This is a genomic window from Streptomyces sp. NPDC060002, from assembly GCF_042737245.1.
Lineage (GTDB): Bacteria > Actinomycetota > Actinomycetes > Streptomycetales > Streptomycetaceae > Streptomyces.
The window spans coordinates 26584-48024 of sequence record NZ_JBHWUW010000004.1 but is presented as its reverse complement, the minus strand read 5'-3'; the positions used below and the strand labels follow the sequence as shown (position 1 = coordinate 48024).

Sequence of the window (21441 nt, the reverse complement as noted above, 5' to 3'; positions counted from 1 at the left end):
CCTTCCGTCTCCTGCGGCCAACCTCGGTAAAAGCGACGTTGACCGTAGGGGCGCGGTGGGGCCGGACAGCCCGGCCCGTCACCCAGAGGAGAACAACATGCGAATCCGCACGAGCCCTTCCCCCGCCGCCGCCGAGACCAAGAACCGCACCAGCGACGACCTTCGGAACGAGTACAGGCTGATCAGCCGGGAGCGAGACCTCGGAGCGAATTCCGTAGGGGCCATCGCAGACCAGAACGACATCGCCCGCGAGCTGCAGCGCCGCGGCGAGATCTAGCCCCGGCCGACGCACCCAACCCGAGAGGACACCGCCATGGCCAGGAACAACGACCTCGCGTTCAGCGACTTCACGGCCGGCGAGAAGGTCCGCATCGCCGCCCTCACAGTCCGGATGGCGAAGCGCGGCCTCGCCGACGACGGCACGGACCGCGTCGACACCAGCGACCTCAAGGCGCGCATCGAGCGAATCGAGAACCAGGCCCGCAAGCGCATCGCCAAGGGCAAGTAGCTCCACCCCGGGGCGGCCGGATCGCCTGGCAGCAGACGGCCGCCCCGGGCCCGATCCCGCAACGAAATACGAAACGAAATCCGGAGGCACCAGCATGACGGACACGATCCCCGAGCGGGTCAACGGGCACGTCAAGCCGAAGGTCTCGCTCCTGAAGTTCGCCCCCGAAGTCGCGGCGCCGCGAAAAACCCCGCCGGCCGAGCCGCGCGCCCGCCGCCGGGTACGTATCGACTCGCTGCGCCGGGTCGTCGTCGAGGCCCGCGAGCACAACGGCTACCGGGTCGTCGTCCGGCACGGCTCCTACCTGTGGGGCGGCACCCGCATCCTCACCAAGCGGGCCTGGGACTCGCGGACCGCGGCCCGGTACGAGCGGATGATGCGCATCGCCGAGGCCGGCGGGAACGAGGAACTCGTGCGCGAGTGGGAGCAGCGCGGCCACGCCTACCGCCAGGCCCGCCAGAAGCGGCGCATGGAGCTGCTACAGATGGCACTGAACGCCCCGAAGGCGGTCGCCGCGGGCGCGGCGGGCGGCTCGGCCCTGTTCCTCCTCCTCGGCCTTCTCCTCGCCTGGAACAGCCACGACGTGCACGACGTCCTCGTCCCGGCGCAGGCGGTCGTCGGCTTCATCGCATGGGTCGCATGGATCGCCTCCGTCATCTGGGATCCGCTGCTGTTCGCCCTGCCCTGGCTCGCGCTGGGCACCGTGTGGGCGGTCGGCCGCAGCCAGCGCACGGCGCCGACGTGGGCACTGCCCGCCGGCGGCGACGAGGGCGGGGTGATCCCCGATGAGGGCGCCATCCTGCGGGCGCTCGGCAACCTCGGCATCGCCCCGCTGAACAAGGCCATCAAGGCAGGCTGGCAGCCCCGTTGGGTGCAGCCCACGACCAGGCTCGGCAACGGCTACCACACACAGGTTCAGCTGCCGCTCGGCGTCACCGTCGAGATGGTCAACGCCAAGAAGAACGTCCTCGCGCACAACCTCATGCGCAAGCCGGTCGAGACGTGGCCGACGGAGCCGCCCAACCAGCCCGGCATCCTCGACCTTTGGGTCGCCGACCAGGGCTCCCTGAACGGTGTGGTGCCGCCGTGGCCGCTGCTCACCGAGGGCACCACCGACTACTTCAAGGGCGTGCCCGTCGCCGTGTCGCAGCGCGGGGACCAGATCATCGGCAAGCTCATGGCGGCGAACTGGATCGTCGGCGGGATCATGGGCTCGGGCAAGACGTCCATCGTCGTCGCCCTGCTGCTCGGCGCGATCCTCGACCCGCTGGTCATCGCCGAGGTGTACGTCATGGCCGCGAACGTCGACTACGACCCGCTGCGCCCGCGCCTGCGCACGCTGGTCAAGGGCGACGACCCCGAGCAGCTGCGCGCCGCCCTCGACGCGCTGCGCGGCCTGGCCGCCGAGGTCACCGAGCGCGGCAAGCTGCTCGAGGAGCTCGGCGGCGAGTCGACCAAGCTCACCCGCGAACTGGCCCTGAAGGACGCGCGGATGCGTCCCAAGGTCGTCGTCTTCGACGAGTGCCACGAGCTGTTCATGAACAAGGAGTACGGCAAGGAGGCCGCCGAGCTGGCCATCCGCGTGATGAAGAAGGCCCGCAAGGTGGGCATCACCCTCATCTGGGTCACCGTCTCCCCGACCGCGGACAGCATCCCGCGGGACGTCACCCGCAACACCTCCCACCGGGTGGCGTTCGCGGTCGGCGACCAGGTCGCCAACGACGGACTGCTCGGCTCGGGCAAGTACAAGGCCGGCATCCGGGCGACCGAGCTGGTGCCCGGCCAGGACGTCGGCACCGCGGTCACCTACGGGTTCACCAACAAGCCGTTCGAGGTGATCCGGGCGCACTACATCGAGCGCGACCCCGAGAAGGGCATCGACGAGGTCACCCCGGTCGTCGAGCGGGCCATGAAGGCCTACAAGAACGACGCGGGCGTATTCGAGGTGCCCACGTTCGAGCCGCCGGACCCGCTGGCCGACACCTGCACGGTCCTCGGCGACCAGCCGCGCGTCGGAGTGCAGGAAGTGCTGCACCGTCTCGCCGAGCTCAAGCCGGACGCCTACCGCACGTGGGGGCCGGCCGACCTGAAGAAGGCGCTCGAGCCCTATGGGGCGCAGCAGTACAAGTCCGACGGCCGCATGGTCGTCGCCGGCGACCGCGTCCGGGACGCCATCCTCGAGCGGCTGGCCGAGGACGTCGACGAGGAGGGAGACGGCGAGATCTGAGGGACTTCTCCCTGATCAACTCCCTGTACCGCCTCCCTCGCTCCCACCTGCACAAACAGGGATCGAGGGAGGCGAGGGAGGCACAAGACGAGGGGACCTCGAAGGCCTGCATCCGGGCCTTCGGGGTCCCCTCTTTTGCGTCCCTCCCTCAACCCTCCGGGTGGCGCAGGATGCGGTGCGGCTCCTCGCGGCGGATGCGCTGGAACTCGTGCCACGCCACCGAGGAATGACCCCACATCACCAGGCCGCGCTCGTCGAGCCACTTCCGGCAGCGCTCATGCCACTGCATGGCCGCCTCGTACCGCCCCTCCGCCTGGCCGTCGTGCTCCGCCACCCAGCGCCGTGTGGGGAACGCCCACAGCCACTCAGGGGGCTCCATCACCGTCGGCGGCGCCGCCGGCCGCCTACGCCGTGCCACGGCGCTGCCTCTCCATCGACCAGCGCACCTCCGCGGCCTTCGAGGCCCGCAGCTGGTTCGGCGTCTTCCCCACGTCCTCGCCCTCGGCCGGAAGCGCCAGCTGCTCGAGCAGCTTGCCCAGCACCAGGCGGTGGGCGCGCGCCTCGGCGAACAGGCCCGACACCCTCGGCTGCCCGGTGCTCCCCGGCACGACCACCGGACCCGCGGCGATGGCCGCGCTGATGGCCTCCACCTCGTCCATCGTCCGGCAGGCCTGCGCGAACAGGGCCAGCTCGGCGGGGGCCAGCTCGTACTCGCCGACCACCTCCAGCCACAGGGCGCGGCCAGCGTCGGCCAGGCCCTCAGGGGGCTCCAGTGCCTCCATGGCTACCTCACTCTCTGTGCCTATCAAGGTCAAAAACGATCAGTCGAGCAATGCTCGTGGCCGGAGCCACCTCCCCGGCGGTCCCTGGCGGATCTTGGATCGGAGGCACCCCCCTGGGTGATCATCGGTCGTGGTGACGCTGGGTGAAGCCGGCCCGCGCCGCTCGGTGAGCGTGCGGGCCGGCTGTGGCGCTGGCCGGGTCGCTGCGAGGGAAAGGAGAAGACTCGCTCTCCGGCCATGGCTCCTTCGGCAGGTAGGCCTACTGCGCCCGCCTCGGGTGGCTTTGACGCCGGTCTGGGGGTCAGAAGCCGGCTGCTCGCTTCATCGGGTTGCCGAGGTCGGCCTCGGCCTGCACCGCCTTCGCCTGCTCTTCGGGCGTCGGCATCCACAGGCGTCCCGCGTGCGAGGCCATGTAGTCGAGGAACTGGCGCGTGGTCAGCCCGTGCCATGGCGTGCGGGCGGTGAGCCAGCGCGTCGGGTGCAGCTCGTGGTAGTTGCGGATGAACGTGTACTTGCCGCTGGGGTCGTCCTCGCACCGGATGTGCAGCGCCACCCACAGGCTCAAGCGTGCGGCGACGAGCGCCTCGTAGCGGCCGGCCATGAGGTCGCAGGTGTCGGAGGCCTTGCGCACCTTGGCGGGCGCGTTGAGCAGGCGCCGCGGCTCGTGCTCGCCGTGCTCGGTCAGTACGCGGTACGCGTCCTGGTACGTCTTCCAGGTCTCGTCGAGGACGGGCCGCAGGTGCCCGGTGAGGATGTCGAGGGCGTGGGCGCTGAGTGCTTCCCGGACTCGCCTGCTGGTGGTGTCCAGTACGGCGGCCATCATGTCGAGGGCGTCCTGGTAGATGCGCTCGTCGCGGCGGGCCTGCTCAATGCGGTCGACGTCGGGGAGTTCGGTGCCGTCGCGCAGCGCGTCGGCGGTGGCCTGGGCGGTGTCGGCGACGGTCTCCCAGCTGTTGCGGGGCGGCTTGGGGTAGGGCATGGCGTCGGCCTTGACGTGGGTGTCGCGGGCCTTGAGGACGTCGTCGGGGAGCGTGTAGTGCCCGGCGTCGCAGCCGTCGAAGAGGGGCGGGCAGGGGAGGTGTTCAGCCACGGTCGTTCTCCTTCTGGGGTTTGGGGGCGGGGTTCTTCCAGTCGCGCCGGATGCGGTCAGTCATGGCCTGGCGCTGGTTCTTGATGGGCGTCTCGCGGATGAGCCGGCTCATCAGCTGGCCGTTGGTCTCGGGCTTGTCGGGCATGGGGTTCTCCTGTTCAGCCGACGAAGTTGATGACGCGGGCGATGTCGTGGGCCTGCTCGCTCACGGTCTGCTTGGAGCCGTAGAGGTTCACGGTGAGCTGCTTGGTCACCTCGCGGGCGACGGCCGCTGTCGAGGAACCGCCGCCTCCGTACCGGGCCGCCGGGACCAGCTGGTAGCCCATGGCCGAGGCCGACTTGGCGAGCAGGCCCCTCGAGCGCCCTGAGTGGTTGAGTGGGATCCAGGCCTCTGAGACGCCGGCCTCACCGCCCAGCACCATCGTCGGCCTGTTGAGGATTCCGCCGGCCGCCATCGCCTTGCCGCCTTGCTGCACCCACTGCCGCACGAAGGTGTCCCGGTTGGCCGCGGGCAAGGCCTTGATCTGGGCGGTCATCTTCGGGACCAGGGCGCGGATGGTGGCCACGTCCAGGCCCGCCGCGATGAGGTCGGCGAATCCCTTCCCGGTGCCGCCCCGCAGTGTGGACAGGAGAGTGAGGGCATTGGTCAGGTCCTCGCCGGACAGCGTGCCTTCGGCGGCGCCGACAGCCTTGTTCGCTGCCGCCGCCGACTTTGCGTTCCCGGCAGCTTCGTGGGCGAGCGTCATGGCCGCCGAGTCGCCCTGGGCAGCGAGCGCCTGGGCGAGATCGCCAAAGCCTGATGCGGCAAGCTTCTGCAGGTCTGCCGCGAAGGCCTTGCTCTCCGTCGTGCTGGCCCCCAGCTGCTTGGTGAAATCCGCCAAGGTCGCCTTGGCGATCTCCCCGGTCTGCATCAGCTTGCTGGTGATGTCCTTGAACTGCTTGTCGCTCGCGCCGGCAAGGGCGCTGACGAGGGAGGCACCGTCCTCGCCCATCGACTCCAGCATGGCGCGGACGTCCTCCCCGCCCCGCTTGGCGATCTTTGAGAGGTTGGTCCGCCACGTCATCGTCGCCTTCAGCGAGTTCCCCAGCTGCTTCTGGTAGGCGGCCAAACTGAACCCCTTCGGAGCGGGCGCCCCGGCCTTGAAACCGAGGGCCGCATCGAGGGCCTTGACCTCGGCAAACTGCTTCGCGACCGCCTTCTGCGCGGCGGACTTCTCGGCCTTCGTGGACTTCTTGTCCTTGAGGACCTTGTTCCGCTCGGCGATCGCCTCCTGATACTCCTTCCAGGCATCCTTCAGACGGCCGATCAGGTCGTCGTAGCGGCTCTTCGCGTCCGACGGCCCGCCGAGCACCGGGGCCCCGGTAGGTGTGTAGGTGAATCCGGACATGCCGCCCGTGGCGTACTTCTCCAGCCGGTATCCGAAGCGCCCGGCGATCTCGCCGAGGATCTGCGTGGACCGGACCCGCTTGGCGGGCGACATGGGGATGTAGCCCTCGCCGCCCGTCTCCGGCTCCGACCAGATGCGGAACGTCGGCTGGGCGATCTGGGCAACATGGTTCTCCCGCATCCCGCCGGCGGCGAACCGCTGGGCGGGCCCGTAGAGGTTGCCGTTAGCGCTGCGGCCTGCAGTGGATCCGTTGTAGGTGCCGTCGGGGACCGTCTTGCTGCCCTTGATGACGTAGGAGGTGGTGACCGTCACCGACTTGTCGCGCAGGGCGGCGATCGCGGCGGCGAGCGCGTTCACAGCGGACTGCTGGCTGCCGGTCGGCACCGTGATGCTGACCTGTTTGCCCTTCGTGTTCTTGATCTTGAAGCCGAGGGCTTCCAGGTTCTTGCGGGCCGAGGCGGTCAGTGTCGATACCGTGACAGTCTTGCCCTTGGTGCCCTTGATCTGCTTCTGGACGCCCTGCAGATCAGAGATCGCCGTCGCCGTCTCGGCCTTCACGTCCGTCGTGACCGAAACGGGCAGCTGGAGATAGGACCCGACCAGCTTGTCGATCGCAGCCGCCGAGAAGCCTGCCGCCGACATCTGCTCGCGCAGCAGGCTGATGTCCTTCTCCAGAACGGCCTGTCCGGCCTGCTGGCTGTTCTTCTGCTGGGCCACCGCCTGGGCGTGGTCCATGGCGGCCTGCGCCGCTTCCAGGAACGCGCCCTTGACCTTGCGGCCCTTGTCGGAGGTGATGTCCAGCGAGCGGCCGTTGTCCTTGACGGCCTCCGTCAGGTCGGCGAGGGACTGGCGGAAGCCGATCTCCTTCTCGGCTGAGCTGATGTTGACGCCGTTCAGGGCGTTGAGGGCGTCGACCAGCTTCTCGGCCTCGGTGCGCTGGTCCTGGAGTTCGTCCGCGGTAATGCCGAGCTGCTGGGCCAGCTCGGCCTGCGACGTGGCGGCCAGTTTGCTGTTGGTTCCGGACTCGAGGAGGGCGCTGCTGTAGCCGGGCAGCAGGGTCTGGAACTTCTCGGTCGACGTGCCGCCCTTCTCGGCGGCAGCCGCATACGCCTTGAAGTTCTCGGCAGCAATGTCCGCGTTGCCGGACTCGACCAGCTGCTTGAGGGACTCGTCGATGCCCTTGATCTTCGCCCGGGAGCGGTCAAGGTCGGTGTCGCCGAACGGGTCGAACGTGGAGAAGAAGTCCTTGGTCCGCTTCAGCACGCTGGGGTGGGCGATGCGGGCCGCTGCATCGCCGACGCCGTCCAGATCCTTGCCGAAGTTGCGGGCCAGTTCGCCGGTCACCTTGCCTTGCTGAGCAAAGTCGACCATGGCCGCCTTGAGTTTCGCGACGCTGGGCGGGGCGGCCTGGAACTGATCCATCAAGCTGTTGATGGCGGAGGTGACAAGTCCGATACCGACGGCGACGATGCCAAGCCGGCCCATGCTCGCGAGCGCATACCGCGTGCGGGCGGCCGTGAGTCCCATGGCGACCAGGGCGGCCCGGGTCGCGGCGATCCGCGGCAGCATGAGCAGGAGGGCGGACCCGGCGAGGAGGGCGGCACCGGCCACCCCGGTGAATCCAGTGACCGCGTGCTGAAGTTCGGGCGGCAGATTGTTGTAGGCGTTGACCAGGCGGGTGACCCACTGCGTCATATCTCGGAGCGCCCCGTTGGCCGCGGACCCTCCCTCGATCAGCGCGACCTCGAGAGCGCCGCGCAGCCGCTCGAAGTCGCCGATCAGGTTGTCCGTCTGGATCGCGGCCATGCGTGACGCGGCGCCCTGGTCGTTGACCGAGTTGACGTACTTGGCGATGCCCTCGGAGCCCAGCTCGTAAAGGATCGTCGCCGAGCGGACAGCGTCGGCTCCGAAGATCGTCGCCATCGCCGAGTTGCGGGCCTCGGGCGTCAGCTTCGAGAACGACGTCTTCAGGTTGCCGGCCATCTTCTCCAGGCCGATGAACTTGCCCTGGCTGTCGTAGGCGCTGAAGCCGATCGCGCTCATCGCCGCCTTGGCTTCGTTCGACTGCGGGACCAGGCGCTGGAGCATGACCTTCAGTGAGGTACCGGCGTCCGATCCGATGAGCGCGTGGTCGGCGAAAGCCGCGAGGACGCCCACGGTGTCCTCGATGGACAGGCCGGTCTGGTGGGCGAGCAGGCCGCCCATCCGCAGCGACATGGCCAGGCCGTGCACGTCGGCCGCCGACTTGTTCGCTCCGGCGGCGAGCAGGTCGGCGATGTGCGTGACGTCCTTGCCCGCCAGCCCGAAGGTGTTCATCGCCTGGGCGCTGACGACGGCGGCCTCGGTGAGGTCGACCTGCCCGGACGCAGCCAGCGCCAGCGCACCCTTCAGGGCACCGCCCACGATGTCGGCGGTGCTGATACCGGCGCGCGCCAGCTCGGCCTCGGCGCGGGCTGCCTCGGTCGCCGTGAAGGACGTCGTCTTGCCCGCCTCCAGTGCGGCGGCGCGCAGCTTCTGCATGTCCTTCGCGGAAGCCCCGGTCACCGCTCGGACGTTGGACAGCTCCTTGTCGAACTTGGCGGCGCTGGCCGCTGCCACGGCGAAGCCGGCGACGAGCGCGGTGCCGACGATCGCCCCGGCGTTTGCCACCTGAGAGGTGCTGCGCGCGGCTGTCCGCATCGAGCGGGTGTAGCTACTGACGTCCGCGACCAGGCGAACGTTGACGGAACGGGTCGCCATCACGCATCACTCCCGAACAGGCCGGTCTTGTACATGTCCATGAGGACGTCGGCAGTAGCGATGGCCTTGGCGTCTCCGGTCTCACGGATCTGCCGCATGACCACTTCGTTGATCTGCTCCTGGCGGCTCAAGGGCTCGGTGCGGAAGGCGTCCTCGATGGCCGCCGCGCTGGCGAGGTTGTCGACCAGGGCGGCCAGGACGAGCGTGTCCCGGTCGGTGGGCTGTTGGGTCATGAGGCGTCCTCTCGGGGCGCGGGCCGGTTGGTGCACTGGCGGAGGTGGGTGTTGCCGCAGCCGGCGCGCTTCTTGCACACGGCGGCGCCGCAGCCGAGGGGGCACCGGTAGTAGGTGCCGCGGCCCTGGAGCCTGGCGCAGGTCGCGCAGAACAGCCGGCGCAGCTTGGTGACCTTGCGCGAGTCGAGGCCGCGGGCGCGCGCGGCGCCCAGCTCGGCACGCTGCTCCTGCCGCTGCTGCGCCTTTGCCCTGGCCGCGGCTATCCGCGCGGCGACGGCCTGCTCGACGTGGGATGTCACGGCTTCACCCCGGCGTCGGCGAGGAACTCTGCGCGCTTGGCGGGGTCCTGCATTTCGCGGGCCGAGGCGACCCATGCGGCGTGCATGCGGTGGGCGCCGTCCTGGTGCTCGGCGCACAGGGTGATCCGCATGGTGCTGTTCTCGGTGGGCCGCTGCTGGTCGATGGTGTTGCGGACGGCGATGACGCCGGGCTTGCCGCAGCTGCCGTGTTCCGCGGTGCACTGGCCGGTACTGACACGGATGGTCTGCACGATGTACGTCGTCTCGCGGTCGTCGTGCAGGGGGATGGTCGTGGTCGTCATGTCGTCTGCTCCTGGTCTGTGGTGCTCGAAGGAGAGGCCAGGGGGCAGAAGGGGCAGCTCTGGCCGCAAACTTTTTGCTGTAGAGAGCGCAGCGTGAATTACTGCGAGGTATGTGCAGTGATGTCCCATTTCCCGAAGACCCCATAGGGAAAAGTTCCTGGAATTACCTGCCCTTACTGCCCCCTGGGAGAGATAAGCGCAGGTCAGAGTCGGTTTTGAGTGGGGGCAGGTACGGTCTTTTACCTGCCCCCTAGCTGCCCCCACCTGCCCCCTGCTGCCTGCCCTTACCTGCCCCCTAGCTGCCCCCTGGGGCCCACCGGCCTCGGATCCCTGAAAGCGCAGGTCAGAGGTGGTGAAAAGACGCAGCAGCAAGGGGATGGTGTGGGGCTGGGGGCAGCTGGCGGGGGCAGGTAGGGGCAGCTTGCTGGCGGGGGCAGCAGGGGGCAGGTGCATCAGCGCCCCCAGCCGGACGGGGGCAACTGCTTGGGTCCGATGGTGATCCCGCCGTACCCGCGGGTCCCGTTGACCTTGGCGGCGCGGAAGGAGACGTCGAGGCGGGTGTAGAACCGCGACGGCCGCAGGGGCTGCCGAAGGGCGGATTCCTCGCACCAGCGCTTGTACAGCTCGTACAGGTCGCTCCGGGGGGCCCATCCGCCTTCCTTGATGGTGAGGTAGTCGTCTTCGGCGTACTCGGCGATGAAGGCGGTGACGCCGTCGGCTGTGGAGCGGAAGGCTTCGCCGGCCTGGACGACCTCGGGAGGCGGCAGGAGACCTTCACGGAGGTACAGCTGAAGGCCGCGTGCCGCCCAGGCGAAGATCCCTTCCATCTCGGCGTGCAGCTTCTCTTCGAGCCGCTCGTCCCGGTCGGGGTCCCCGGCGAGGAACTGGCGAAGGAACGGCACGACGCGGATGCGGGTCCAGATCGCATCGTCGTCGCCGGTGATCTTGGGGTACTGGTTGGAGCACACCCAGATCACGCACTCGGGCACCCAGGTGCGGTTGTTCTCGTACAGGGCGCGGGTGGTCTGCTCGTCGCGGCCGGTGAGCCGCTTAACGAGGGCCTCGTCCATCTCTTCGCCGGGCCGGGATTCCGACGTCGTGACGAACCGCTTGCCCGCCATACCGTCGACGTCGTTGTTGACGGTCCCCTCGCGGCGCGGCCGGAGCGCGCCGTCGGAAGCCACCTGCCCGTACTCGCCGAACAGCCGGGACATGACGCCGGTGAAGATGCTCTTGCCGGTGTCGGACGGCCCGTACAGGTACAGCAGCGTCTTCTCGTTGGACAGCCCCGAGAGGGTGTAGCCAGCAGCCTTCTGTAGGTACAGGCGGGTCGCTTCCTCAGGGATGTTCATCGACAGGAACCGCTCCCAGACGGGTGCCTTCGCCTGGGGGTTGTAGGGCACGCCGAACATCTTCGACAGCATCAGATCGGGGTCGTGCGATCGAAGCTGGACGGTGTCGGTGTCGAGGATGCCGTTGGGCAGGTTCAGCCAGCGTCGGTTGGCGTCGAAGTCTTCGCTCTGCGCGTGCAGTTCGGGGAACGACAGGGCGGCCGAGATGGCGCGGCCCATCACCCGGTGGTCGCGCAGCTTGGAGACGTAGCCGAGGAACACGTCCCGGTCGCTGGGCAGCTGCTTGCCCTTCTCGTCCACCGGGTGCTCGTCGCTGTAGGCCAGTGCCTCGGTCTTGGGCAGGTCCTCGACGGCGAGTCGGGTGAGGGTCCGGACGAGGGTGTCGCCGCCGCGGAACGCCCAGCGGCGCCCGTCGTAGACGGCCCACTCGCCGCCCTTCTTGATGAGCACCCAGCGGATGATCGGCCCGTATCGGTCGATGAGGCGCTGGGCGTTGCCGATGTCGTCGCGCGTCCGCATGGTCTTGGTCTGCTGCGGCGGGGGCGGGAAGGCGGCGACGGGGCGGAGTTTCGGGGTTACCTCCTCCCAGTCATCCGGCCCCCACATGTCTTCGTCGGGCGGATATCCGACGTCGGCTGCGGAGGTCATGCAGCCTCCCTGTGCTCGTCGTTGCAGGTCAGGTACCGGCCGGGCTGCCCCGGTACGCGGATGGGCGGCCACCCGGCCGTGGCCCGCAGCTGGTGGGGCGGTCCGGGCTTGCCGAGTTCGTCGAGCTGGGCCCGGCTGCGGGTGTCGGCGAGGTTGGGCCTGCGGCCGAGGTTCTTGAGCCAGGCGATGAGTTCTTCCTCGTCGCCGTACTTGCGCCACATCTCGGCGGCCTCGAGCGCGCCGGCGAGCCGCCGGGGGTCGTCGGGCGTGAGGGCGATCCAGGCGGTGGACCCGTACTTGGGGAAGTCGCGGACGGACCAGGCCGCTTTCGCGTTGGCCCACAGTTCGGTGATGGCGTCCGGGTCGACGTCGGCCGGCTCAGTTCCGTCGGTTTCTCCGACGGTTCCGTCCGTGCCACGGATGGAACCCGCGGCCTCGCAGTCGAGGGGGTCTCGGTGGTTGCAGTCGAGCGGCTCGCAGCGGGATGCAGCGTCGCGCCGACGGCGGACCTGGTCTACGCTGGCGACAGCTTCGCCGCCCGCGAGGTTCTTCTGAAACGCCCCGGATTGCAGCCGGGGCGTTTCTGCGTTCGTGGTCATGCTGCGCGCTGACCTCCGACCTTCACGGTTTGAGCGTCCAGCCAGGATTCGATGCGGCTGCGCTTGTACTTGATGCGCCCACCCTTGCCGGGCGTCTGCTTGATGTAGTCGGGCCCGATGCCGGTCCAGCGCCAGTTGGCCAGCGTCTGCGGGCTGAACCCGTACTCCGCCTGTACCTGCTTCGGCGTGAGCAGTTGGTCGGACATCACTTTCCTCCCTTTGGTATTCAACTCGAATACCAATGTGCCTATAGTGAGCACATGACGGAGACGACCGTAGCACCCCAGGGACCGAAATGGACACACCTACGGCCTACGCTGTTGGGCATGAGCGATGAGCAGCGCCGGGCCAGGCCGGCAGCCCAATACGGACCGACCGCAGCAACGGTTGCGGAGAACGTCCAGCGGCTGCGAAAGCGCCACGACCTCTCGATCTACCAGCTGTCGGCTCTGCTGCGAAAGGCTGGTCGTCCGATCACCCCGGCGGCCGTCGGCAAGATCGAACGGCAGCAGCGACAGGTGACGGTCGACGACCTGTCGACGCTGGCCGTGATCTTCAAGGTCTCGCCGTCGGCTCTGCTGCTGCCGCTCAAGGACGCACCCACGGACGTAGTTGAAGTGACTGGCGCCGGCGAGGTGTCGGGGGAAGACGCCTGGGACTGGGCGGACGGCCTGCGCCCACTCAGGTTCAGCGACGGCGACACCGATACGCAGATGCTGGAGTACGACCTGAACTCCAGGCCGTCACGACGTCGCCGCGCGCGCACCCTGGATCCCCGTCTGGTCGGACGCCCGGAGGTGTCTCAACTCATCCAAGAGCTGGCCAAGGACGGGCGCTCTGGTTGGGTGGTCAACCCGGCCCTGCTGCGTGACGAGTCCATCGGTCAGGAAGAGGGCGACTAGTGGCCCGAGTGTGGATCGAGGATCGCGCCAACCACGCCGACTACCAACAGGCTGTGGAGAAGTGGCAGGCGGCGAAACGTGAGGGCAGCAAGCGGCAGCCTCCAGGCCGGTGGCGGGTGCGATGGTACGGCCCGGACAACAAGCCGAAGGCGAAGACGTTCGCCAAGCTGCCGCAGGCCGAGGCAGAGAAGGACGCGATCACGGCACGCCTAGACAAGGGCTCGTACCGGGACCCTCAGTCGGCGAAGGCGGCCGTGCGCCTGGTCGCCAACGAGTGGCATGGGTCGCTGCGGAAGCAGGGCCGGCGAACGAAGGACGACTACCGGGAACTGCTCGACCTGTACGTCATCCCGAAGTGGGGTGACTGGCAGACCGGCGCCGTCCAGTGGTCCGACATCGACCAGTGGGTCACCGAGCTCTGCAACACCCCTGGGAAGCGCGGGGTACCGCTCGGGCCGGACCGCATCAAAAAGACGTACTACGTGCTCAGCAGCGTCATGAAGCATGCAGTGAAGACGCACCGGATCGCGGCCAGTCCGTGCCACGACCACGACCTGCCGCGAAACGACGACCAGGACGACCACGTCTACCTCACGCACGAGCAACTGGAGACGCTCGCCGAACACGCTGGCCGCTACCAGACGTTCGTGAGGACGCTCGGGTACACCGGTATCCGGTGGGGCGAGGCCATCGCTATCAAGGTGGGACGTACTCAGCTCAGTGACCGCCGGATCCGCATCTTGCAGGCCTACTCCGATATCGACGGTCACCTCGAGCTGGGGCCGGTGAAGAATCACGAGAAGCGGTCGGTGCCTCTGCCGCGATCGTTCGCTGAAGAGTTGCGCCCACTGGTCATCGGCCGATCACGTGACGCCCTCGTCTTCACGGCGCCGGAGGGCGGGCCGATGCGGTACCCGAACTTCCGTCGCCGGGACTGGGACAAGGCGGTGAAGGCGGCCGGGCTGGAGGACTTCAACCTCACGCCGCACAAGCTGCGCCACACTGCCGCTTCGCTCGCCATCGCGGCCGGCGCCGACGTGAAGGTGGTCCAGACGATGTTGGGGCACAAGTCCGCGGCGATGACGCTCGACGTGTACGGGCACCTGTGGCCGGACCGGCTGGACGAGGTGGCGGACGTCCTCGACGCGGGCCGTACTTCCGCTCTGCTGAAGCTGAGAGCGCCAGTCACGGCGATCGGGTAGCCGATCTGAGGTGTACAGAATGTGTACTGGCCCCCAGGATCACCCTGGGGGCCAGTCTCATGATCTGGCCCGTGACCTGCACGAACCTCTCTGTGCCCCCGGCAGGATTCGAACCTGCGACACCCGCTTTAGGAGAGCGGTGCTCTATCCCCTGAGCTACGAAGGCGGGGTGGTGGCCCTGTGGGTCACTGGCGTCAGCGTACCGGATTCGGGTTGGGGGGTGTGGGGGTCAGGTCAGGGGGACGTGGGTGAAGCGGGCGGCTGTGTGGAGGTCTGTCTCGATGTGGGAGGCGGTGGAGAGCAGGGCCGGGAGGATGTCGTGGACGCACTCCTCGGCCGTGCGGCGGGCGACGTGGGTCGCGGCGTTCAGGGCGGCGACCACCCGGCCGTCACGGTCGCGGATCGGGACGGCGATCGCCCTTACGCCCTGTTCCGGTTCCTCGTCGACCAGGGCGTAGGTCCCCGCCCCTGTGGGTTCGGACAGGAGTAGGCGGCCCATTGATGTGGAGGGGGCCGGGATTCGTGTGCCCACTGCGATGTCCACGCTCATGACGTGGTTCGCGGTCGCCCGGGCCGTGTACTGGATCTCGTCGCCGCGTTCGGTCAGGACCGCCAGGGAGGTCGTCTCCTGGACGGCGTCCGTGAGTGTCGTCAGGTGGGGGGTCGCGATCCGGGGGAGGGACGTGCGGGAGAGGGGCGGGAAGCCGAGGGAGAGGACCCGGGGGGTGAGGGCGAACGTGCGGTGGGGGGTGGGGCTCACCAGGCCCAGGTGTTCGTAGGTGATCAGGGCCCGGCGGGCTGTCGCCCTCGCCAGGCCGGTCGCCTTCGCGACCTCCGTGAGGGTCAGCTCCGCCCGGCCCTCGTCGAACGCCGCCAGGACGGTCAGGCCCCGGGCGAGGGACTCGATGAACTCGCGGCCCAGTTCCTGCTTCGACGCGCCCGTCCAGGTCGCCAGGCCCGCAGGGGACCGGCCCGGCTCGGGGTGTGGTGCCCGGCGCAGGTCCTCCTCCATCGCCGCCACGGCCAGACGGAGGCGGGGGAGGAGCGTGTCGCGCAGGTCGGCCGACGTGTGCCGGCTCGTATGGCTGACGACGTTCGCCACGCACGCGATCCGGGCGGTGCGCGGATCCCGTACGGGGACGGAGACCGCCACCAGGCCCGGTTCGATCAACTGGTCGTCCAGGGCGCAGTTCTCCTCCGCCGCCCGCGCGGTCCTGCGGGTGAAGTCGCCGTCGGTCCCCGCGCTCTGTGCGGGCGATGGCGGCACGGTCGGGAAGTCGCGGTTCTGCGGGTCCCTCGTCCTGCGGGCGCGCCAGGCCTGCCACTCCTCGTCGGTCCACTCCGTCGCGAACAGCTGGCCCGGCGCGGTGCGTTCGGCCGGGAGCAGGTCGCCGATGCGGAAGCTCAGGGACATCGCGCGGCGGCGGGTCGCCTGGTGGATGAAGCGGATGCCGTCGCGGTCGGCGACCGCCAACGACACGGACTCGTCCAGTTCGTCGGCCAGGCGGTCCGCACGCGCGGACAGCAGCGCGGGCAGGCGCAGCGCCGCCAGGTAGGCGTTGCCCAGTTCCATGACATGCGGGGTCAGGATCACGTCCCGGCCGTCGAGACGGACGTATCCCATGCGGGTGAGGGTCGCGGTGATGCGGTCGACCGTGGAGCGGGCGAGGCCGGTGGCCCGTTCCAGTCCGCTCAGGCTCATCGTGCCGCCCGCCTCGGTCAGCTGTCGCAACACGGCGACCCCGCGGATCAGCGGCGAGACGGCCTCCGCCGGCGCCTGCCCTGCCTCCGGGGTCGGCACCGGATCCGGGACCGGGGCGGATGCGGTCGTCTTCGCGGACATTGCTGCTCTGCTCTCCGATACGGCGGCGGAAGTGGCGGTGTGTGCAGTGACAGTGGCAGCGTGCAGCGGCCGTGTCCGGTGACGGTGTGCACCGGCCGCGTGCGTGTACGTACGCGTACGCGCGTGTGCGTGCGTGCGTGTGCGTGTGTCGTCGTACGGCTTCGTGCGGCAGGCCTACGGTAGCCCCGGTCGGCCAGCGGACCGCACGTTCCCGTCCGTCCGCCCGTACGTCCGCCCAGTCCGCCCGTCCGTCCGCCCGTCCGTCCGCCCGTACGTCCGGCTGTACGTCCGCCCGCCCGTACGCACCGACGTGCACCGACGTGCACCGACGGCGGCGGCTACCCCCGGCTCACCCGTACGCGGTAGTCACCCTTCAGGTCCGCCCCCACCACCGAGATGCGGATGCCCCTCTTGGGGTCCTTGAACGTCTCGCCCGGCGCGAAGGGGGCGTCGGAGAGTTCCGCGTGGACGTTGGGGCTGCGGGTGCAGCCGCCGCTGTCGGTGTGGGAGTCGTAGACCGTGACCGGGCCCATGCCGGTGTCGACGTCCGCGTCCACCTTGTAGATGAGTACGCCCGAGCGGCACACGGTCTCGTCGTTGCCGCCGCGGGCGCGCAGTTCGACGGCGTAGCCGGTGCGGTCGCTCATCGGGACGAAGATCAGCTTCGGGCCGGCCGTGCGGGAGAGGGGGGTCAGGGGGTACTCCGTCGACCCCGGTGCCGCCGCGCAGGCGATCTGGGTGGCGTCCAGCCAGCCCAGTTTCCACTTGTGCCAGCCGAGCAGATCGTTGTTGGCACCCCAGTCCTCGCTCATGATGTCCCAGTGGCCGACCGCGCCTCCGCCTTCCTGGGTGTAGAGGTCGGGCAGGCCGAAGACATGGCCGTTCTCGTGGGGGAGAACGCGGTAGCCGGTGCGGTCGTAGGAGCCTGAGCCGTCGTCCTGGCGGGAGTAGACGAAGGACGCGTTCGCCACGGTCACCCCGTCGGCGACCGGCGCCTCCGCGTTGCCGGCGAACGTCACCGAAAGGACCGTGTCGAGGGCGGAGGGGCCCGCGTTCGGCGTGACCAGCACGTTCAGGAGGTCGTACGAGCGGAAGTCCACCGTCGGGTCGGCGGCGGCCACGATGTCCTGGACGAGTTCGCGGTAGCCGGGGTCGAAGGGCGCGCCGCGCTCTATGCCGTACTCGCGGAACGTCTTGGGCATGCGCAGCCAGCGCCGGATCGGAATCTCGCCGCGGTAGTCGAGGCGGCCGTAGGACGCCGTGCGGAACCATTCCTCGGTCTGCGGGAAGAACTCGCGGTAGCGGCTCAGCGCGCTGCCCCGGCCGGGCGCGTCCGAGAAGTCGATCATCAGGGTGAGGGCGCGGACGGTGCCGGTGGAGCGGGAGTAGCCGCCCGGCGTGGGCAGGCCCTCGGACATCTGGACGGTGGCACGGCCGTTGATCACGCAGGGGGCGAGGGCGGAGGAGCGGGCCAGGGAGGCGGGACCCGCGCCGGCCGTCGTCGCACCGGGGGCCGGCGCGAGGTGTCCGGACCCGGCCGACGTGCTGACCGCGAGCGTCAGCACGGAGACGGAGGCGAGCGCGGCGAGGCGGCGCGGGCGTATCCGACGGCGGAGTGGCTCGCCTGCGCGGGCCGTGGCGGTGCGCAGGGGCTGCGGCTGCATGCAGGGGCCTTTCGCTCCAGGCAGCCACCGGTCACCGGCTGCATCCTTTCGATCACCCTCCGACGGGGTGCATGCGGGCGCGCGCTGGGGGAGACCGATCGTGGATTACCGACCGGTACGGCTGTGACGGTCCCGTTCGGGCGCCCGCATCCCCTGGTCACACCCGTTCCTGGCCGCCCCGCATCTCCTGGTCACACCCGTTCCTGGCCGCCCCGCATCCCCAGGTCACACCCGTTCTTGGGCGTCCCGTCTTCGGCGGTGCCGCCCGTTCCTGGACGTCCCGGCTCCGGTTGTGCCGTCCGCCTCTGCCTGCTCCGGCTCTGGTTGTGCCGTCCGCCTCTGTCCGCTCCGGCTCCGGCTGTGCCGTCCACCCCTGTCCGCTCCGGCTGTGCCACCCACCCCTGTCCGCTCCATCTCTGGTTGTGCCGCCCACTCCTGCCTGTCCCGCCCCGGCCGTCCCGTCTGCGCTCACGCCCTCCCCGTCCCGCCCCGGCCCGCCCTCATCTCGGGCGTGACTCAGGTCACATCGAGAAACTTCTGGGTTTGGGAAATAACCGGGGACGCCATCCCCGTTTAGCCATGTGTCCGAGCGAAACGGGGAGCCGATCCCCGGATCGCCACCAGTACCGAAACGTCCTGGAACTTCTCGAAACGTCAGAAGGAGTGCGCCGTGCAGACCGCGACCGCTACCCCCACCGTGCGCAAGGTGACCCGGCCCCGTGCCGACGCTCAGCGCAACCGGGAGCGGATCGTCGCCGCCGCCCGCGAGATGTTCGTCGAGTTCGGTGCCGATGTGCCGCTCGACGAGATCGCCCGCCGGGCCGGCGTCGGGAATGCCACGGTGTACCGCAACTTCCCCGACCGGGACGCCCTGGTGCGTGAGGTCGTCTGCTCGGTGCTGGACCGCATGGTCCAGGCCGGACAGATCGCCCTCGCCGAGAGCGACGCGTTCGGGGCGCTGGAGCGGTTCGTGCACGCCTCCGCGGAGGAGCGGCTCAGCGCGCTGTGCCCGATGATCTCCAGCACCTTCGACGAGCACCACCCCGACCTCGAAGCCGCGCGTGAACGGGTCGAGCGGATCATCGGGGAAGTCATGGACCGTGCGAAGGCGGCGGGGCAGCTCAGGCCCGACGTCGGCGTGGGGGACGTGATGATCGCGGTGGCCCAGCTCAGCCGGCCCCCGGCCGGTACCGGCTGCCTGAACGCCGACCGCTTCGTCCACCGCCATCTGCAACTGTTCCTGGACGGACTGCGGGCCCCGGCCCCTTCGGTCCTGCCCGGTTCGCCCGTGACCCTGGAGGATCTGCGCCAGGCCTGAACGATCGGTTCGTGGAACCGCAGCAGCAGTCGTCATCACCCTCACGGGTGGTCACCGGTCCTCGGTGACCCTGGTGGTCCTCAGTCGCCCTCACCTTGCCTCGGCGGCCGTCGCCGACCCTCGTGAGTCATCAGGCCCTCGTGAGTCATCAGGCCCTCGTGAGTCATCACGACCTTGACGGGTCGTCACGTCCATCGAGCAACGGAACGTCAACGTCGACGCGTCGCCCTTTACTTCACCTTTTTCCGTCACGAAGTCCCGAAGCGGGTATCCCCATGTCTGAAACAGCCCTGAAGGCCCCCGGTAAGACGGGCGGTCCGGACGCCAACCGCTGGAAAGCGCTGGCCTTCATCGCCCTCGCCCAGCTGATGGTCGTCCTCGACGCCACCATCGTGAACATCGCGATGCCCTCCGCCCAGCAGGACCTGGGCATCTCCGACGGCAACCGGCAGTGGATCGTCACCGCCTATGCCCTCGCCTTCGGCGGTCTGCTGCTCTTCGGCGGCCGCATCGCCGACCTGTGGGGCCGCAAGCGCGCCTTCGTCGTCGGTCTGGGCGGCTTCGCCGTGGCCTCCGCGCTCGGCGGCGCGGCCGCCAACGAGGCGATGATGTTCGGTGCCCGCGCCCTGCAGGGCGCGTTCGGCGCCCTGCTCGCGCCCGCCGCGCTCTCCCTGCTCGCCGTGATGTTCACGGACGCGAAGGAGCGCGCCAAGGCCTTCGGCATCTACGGCGCGATCGCCGGTGGTGGCGGCGCCGTCGGCCTGATTCTCGGCGGCTTCCTCACCGAGTACCTGGACTGGCGCTGGACGTTCTTCGTGAACATCCCGTTCGCGATCGTCGCCGCGGCCGGCGCCTACTTCGTCATCCGTGAGCCCGAGGGCGGCCGCAACCGGTCCCCGCTCGACATCCCGGGCGTCATCCTCTCCACCCTCGGTCTGGTCACCCTGGTCTACGGCTTCACCCGCGCCGAGTCCGAGGGCTGGAGCGACTCCGTGACCGTCGGCATGTTCGTCGCGTCCGCGGTTCTGCTGGCCACCTTCGTGATCGTCGAGTCGAAGGTCAAGGCCCCGCTGCTGCCGCTGCGCGTGATCACCGAGCGCAACCGCGGCGGTGTCTACCTCTCCCTCGGCCTCGCGATCATCGCGATGTTCGGCCTGTTCCTCTTCCTGACCTACTACCTCCAGATCGTGAAGGGCTACTCGCCGGTCAAGACCGGCTTCGCCTTCCTCCCGATGATCGCGGGCATGATCACCGGCTCCACCCAGATCGGCACCCGCCTGATGACCCGGGTCGCCCCGCGCCTGCTCATGGGCCCCGGCTTCCTGGTCGCCGCACTCGGCATGCTGCTGCTGACCCAGCTGGAGATCGACACGTCGTACGCGGCCGTGCTGCTGCCGGGGATGCTGCTGCTCGGCCTCGGTATGGGTACGGCGTTCATGCCGGCCATGTCCATGGCCACGCTGGGCGTCGAGCCGCGGGACGCCGGTGTCGCCTCCGCGATGGTCAACACCTCGCAGCAGGTGGGCGGCGCGATCGGCACCGCCCTCCTGAACACGATCGCCGCGTCCGCGACGACGTCGTACATCAAGGACCACGTCGCCGGCGCCGCCTCCAAGCCCCAGCAGCAGCTGGTGCAGCTGGAGGGCATGGTGCACGGCTACACCAGCGCCATCTGGTTCGCCGTCGGCATCCTGGTCGCCGCCGCCACGATCGCCCTGACCCTCATCAACGCCGGCAAGCCCGACATGGGCGCGGTCGCGGGCTCGGGGGCGAAGGACGCCGAGGACGCGGTGCCGGTGATGGTCCACTGACCCGGCTGGGTATCTAGCGGAGCCAGGGCAGGTCCGCACCCGCTTCCTCGGGCTGAAGTCCCTCGGCGACGATCTGCATGATCTCGCCGAGGGACTTCTGCTGTTCCGGGGTGAGCCGGTCGAACACCGCGTGGCGTACGACGGCGACATGGCCCGGCGCGGCGCGCTTCAGCACCTCCAGGCCCTGGTCGGTCAGTACGGCGAACTGGCCACGCTTGTCGGAGTCGCACTCCTCGCGGCGCACCCAGCCGTTCTTCTCCAGCCGGGCGATGGCGTGGGAGAGACGGGAGCGGGTGATCTTCGCGTACTTGGCCAGCTCGGTCATCCGCAGGCGCCGGTGGGTGGACTCGGCGAGCTTGACGAGAAGGCCGTAGTAGATGTGCGGCATACCCGCTTCACGCTGGAGCTGGCGGTCCATGTGATCTTCGAGGAGGGTCGTGGCGTGCACGTAGGAGCGCCAGATGCGCTGCTCCTCGGCGGTGAGCCACTGGGGCTCGTCAGCGGATGCGGGTGCCTTCGTCATGTGCTCCACTG

Annotated in this window: 21 protein-coding genes and 1 tRNA gene; 7 read left to right on the top strand and 15 right to left on the bottom strand. The window is 69.3% G+C overall.

What is annotated here, in order from left to right; genetic code table 11:
* The first annotated feature begins 97 nt into the window (after nucleotides 1–97).
* From ACFWBD_RS05490 to ACFWBD_RS05480, 3 genes are all read left to right on the top strand, one after another.
* Nucleotides 98–277: a hypothetical protein gene (locus ACFWBD_RS05490; protein ID WP_385663016.1), complete on the top strand. Its 180-nt coding sequence runs from the start codon at nucleotides 98–100 to the stop codon at nucleotides 275–277.
* 36 nt (nucleotides 278–313) lie between these two features.
* Nucleotides 314–508, top strand: coding sequence for a DUF6257 family protein (locus ACFWBD_RS05485; RefSeq protein ID WP_385663013.1), 195 nt, complete (start codon nucleotides 314–316; stop codon nucleotides 506–508).
* Between the two features lie 94 nt (nucleotides 509–602).
* Entirely contained in the window at nucleotides 603–2735 is a 2133-nt protein-coding gene (locus tag ACFWBD_RS05480) for a cell division protein FtsK (RefSeq protein ID WP_385663010.1), read from the top strand.
* Between the two features lie 148 nt (nucleotides 2736–2883).
* Here ACFWBD_RS05480 and ACFWBD_RS05475 read toward each other — a convergent pair whose 3' ends face one another.
* The 11 genes from ACFWBD_RS05475 to ACFWBD_RS05425 form a co-directional block, all read right to left on the bottom strand.
* On the bottom strand, nucleotides 2884–3153 hold the full coding sequence (locus tag ACFWBD_RS05475; protein WP_385663008.1) for a hypothetical protein: 270 nt from the start codon (nucleotides 3151–3153) through the stop codon (nucleotides 2884–2886).
* Complete coding sequence (locus ACFWBD_RS05470; RefSeq protein WP_385663005.1) at nucleotides 3140–3517, bottom strand: hypothetical protein; 378 nt, start codon at nucleotides 3515–3517, stop codon at nucleotides 3140–3142. The genes ACFWBD_RS05475 and ACFWBD_RS05470 overlap by 14 nt, the downstream gene beginning before the upstream one ends.
* A 301-nt stretch (nucleotides 3518–3818) precedes the next feature.
* Nucleotides 3819–4607, bottom strand: coding sequence for a hypothetical protein (locus ACFWBD_RS05465; RefSeq protein ID WP_385663002.1), 789 nt, complete (start codon nucleotides 4605–4607; stop codon nucleotides 3819–3821).
* Nucleotides 4600–4752, bottom strand: a complete 153-nt coding sequence (locus ACFWBD_RS05460; protein ID WP_385663000.1) for a hypothetical protein — start codon at nucleotides 4750–4752, stop codon at nucleotides 4600–4602. The genes ACFWBD_RS05465 and ACFWBD_RS05460 overlap by 8 nt, the downstream gene beginning before the upstream one ends.
* A 13-nt stretch (nucleotides 4753–4765) precedes the next feature.
* The gene (locus ACFWBD_RS05455) at nucleotides 4766–8734 is read right to left on the bottom strand and encodes a phage tail tape measure protein (RefSeq protein ID WP_385662997.1); all 3969 of its coding nucleotides are present in this window, start codon (nucleotides 8732–8734) and stop codon (nucleotides 4766–4768) included.
* Nucleotides 8734–8967 (bottom strand): hypothetical protein, encoded by a 234-nt coding sequence (locus ACFWBD_RS05450; protein WP_385662994.1) that lies wholly within the window; start codon nucleotides 8965–8967, stop codon nucleotides 8734–8736. The genes ACFWBD_RS05455 and ACFWBD_RS05450 overlap by 1 nt, the downstream gene beginning before the upstream one ends.
* Nucleotides 8964–9266 (bottom strand): hypothetical protein, encoded by a 303-nt coding sequence (locus tag ACFWBD_RS05445; RefSeq protein ID WP_385662991.1) that lies wholly within the window; start codon nucleotides 9264–9266, stop codon nucleotides 8964–8966. The genes ACFWBD_RS05450 and ACFWBD_RS05445 overlap by 4 nt, the downstream gene beginning before the upstream one ends.
* Nucleotides 9263–9568 carry a hypothetical protein gene (locus ACFWBD_RS05440; RefSeq protein WP_385662988.1) on the bottom strand — a complete coding sequence of 102 codons (306 nt, stop codon included), beginning with the start codon at nucleotides 9566–9568 and terminating at the stop codon, nucleotides 9263–9265. The genes ACFWBD_RS05445 and ACFWBD_RS05440 overlap by 4 nt, the downstream gene beginning before the upstream one ends.
* A gap of 452 nt (nucleotides 9569–10020) precedes the next feature.
* Nucleotides 10021–11568, bottom strand: coding sequence for a phage/plasmid primase, P4 family (locus tag ACFWBD_RS05435; protein WP_385662985.1), 1548 nt, complete (start codon nucleotides 11566–11568; stop codon nucleotides 10021–10023).
* Nucleotides 11565–12167, bottom strand: coding sequence for a hypothetical protein (locus ACFWBD_RS05430; RefSeq protein WP_385662982.1), 603 nt, complete (start codon nucleotides 12165–12167; stop codon nucleotides 11565–11567). Before ACFWBD_RS05430 ends, ACFWBD_RS05435 begins: the two co-directional genes overlap by 4 nt.
* Nucleotides 12164–12373, bottom strand: a complete 210-nt coding sequence (locus tag ACFWBD_RS05425) for a helix-turn-helix transcriptional regulator (protein ID WP_385662979.1) — start codon at nucleotides 12371–12373, stop codon at nucleotides 12164–12166. Before ACFWBD_RS05425 ends, ACFWBD_RS05430 begins: the two co-directional genes overlap by 4 nt.
* Before the next feature lie 120 nt (nucleotides 12374–12493).
* Between ACFWBD_RS05425 and ACFWBD_RS05420 the strand changes: the two genes are divergently transcribed.
* Both ACFWBD_RS05420 and ACFWBD_RS05415 read left to right on the top strand, forming a co-directional pair.
* Nucleotides 12494–13069, top strand: coding sequence for a helix-turn-helix domain-containing protein (locus ACFWBD_RS05420; protein ID WP_385662976.1), 576 nt, complete (start codon nucleotides 12494–12496; stop codon nucleotides 13067–13069).
* On the top strand, nucleotides 13069–14271 hold the full coding sequence (locus ACFWBD_RS05415) for a tyrosine-type recombinase/integrase (RefSeq protein ID WP_385662973.1): 1203 nt from the start codon (nucleotides 13069–13071) through the stop codon (nucleotides 14269–14271). The genes ACFWBD_RS05420 and ACFWBD_RS05415 overlap by 1 nt, the downstream gene beginning before the upstream one ends.
* A gap of 93 nt (nucleotides 14272–14364) precedes the next feature.
* Here the strand turns inward: ACFWBD_RS05415 and ACFWBD_RS05410 are convergent.
* The 3 genes from ACFWBD_RS05410 to ACFWBD_RS05400 all read right to left on the bottom strand — a co-directional run bounded on the left by ACFWBD_RS05410 (nucleotide 14365) and on the right by ACFWBD_RS05400 (nucleotide 17778).
* Nucleotides 14365–14437 (bottom strand) — tRNA-Arg (locus ACFWBD_RS05410).
* 63 nt (nucleotides 14438–14500) lie between these two features.
* The gene (locus tag ACFWBD_RS05405; protein ID WP_385662971.1) at nucleotides 14501–16114 is read right to left on the bottom strand and encodes a helix-turn-helix domain-containing protein; all 1614 of its coding nucleotides are present in this window, start codon (nucleotides 16112–16114) and stop codon (nucleotides 14501–14503) included.
* A 338-nt stretch (nucleotides 16115–16452) separates the two neighbouring features.
* A complete protein-coding gene (locus ACFWBD_RS05400; RefSeq protein ID WP_385662969.1) occupies nucleotides 16453–17778 on the bottom strand; it encodes a M6 family metalloprotease domain-containing protein in 1326 nt (441 codons plus the stop codon).
* A 670-nt stretch (nucleotides 17779–18448) separates the two neighbouring features.
* On the opposite strand from ACFWBD_RS05400, the gene ACFWBD_RS05395 reads away from it, so the two are divergent.
* Nucleotides 18449–19096 (top strand): TetR/AcrR family transcriptional regulator, encoded by a 648-nt coding sequence (locus ACFWBD_RS05395; protein WP_385662966.1) that lies wholly within the window; start codon nucleotides 18449–18451, stop codon nucleotides 19094–19096.
* A gap of 275 nt (nucleotides 19097–19371) precedes the next feature.
* On the top strand, nucleotides 19372–20907 hold the full coding sequence (locus ACFWBD_RS05390; RefSeq protein WP_385662964.1) for an MFS transporter: 1536 nt from the start codon (nucleotides 19372–19374) through the stop codon (nucleotides 20905–20907).
* A 13-nt stretch (nucleotides 20908–20920) separates the two neighbouring features.
* On the opposite strand, the gene ACFWBD_RS05385 is transcribed toward ACFWBD_RS05390, so the two are convergent.
* Nucleotides 20921–21430, bottom strand: coding sequence for a MarR family winged helix-turn-helix transcriptional regulator (locus tag ACFWBD_RS05385; RefSeq protein WP_385662962.1), 510 nt, complete (start codon nucleotides 21428–21430; stop codon nucleotides 20921–20923).
* Nucleotides 21431–21441 lie beyond the last annotated feature (11 nt).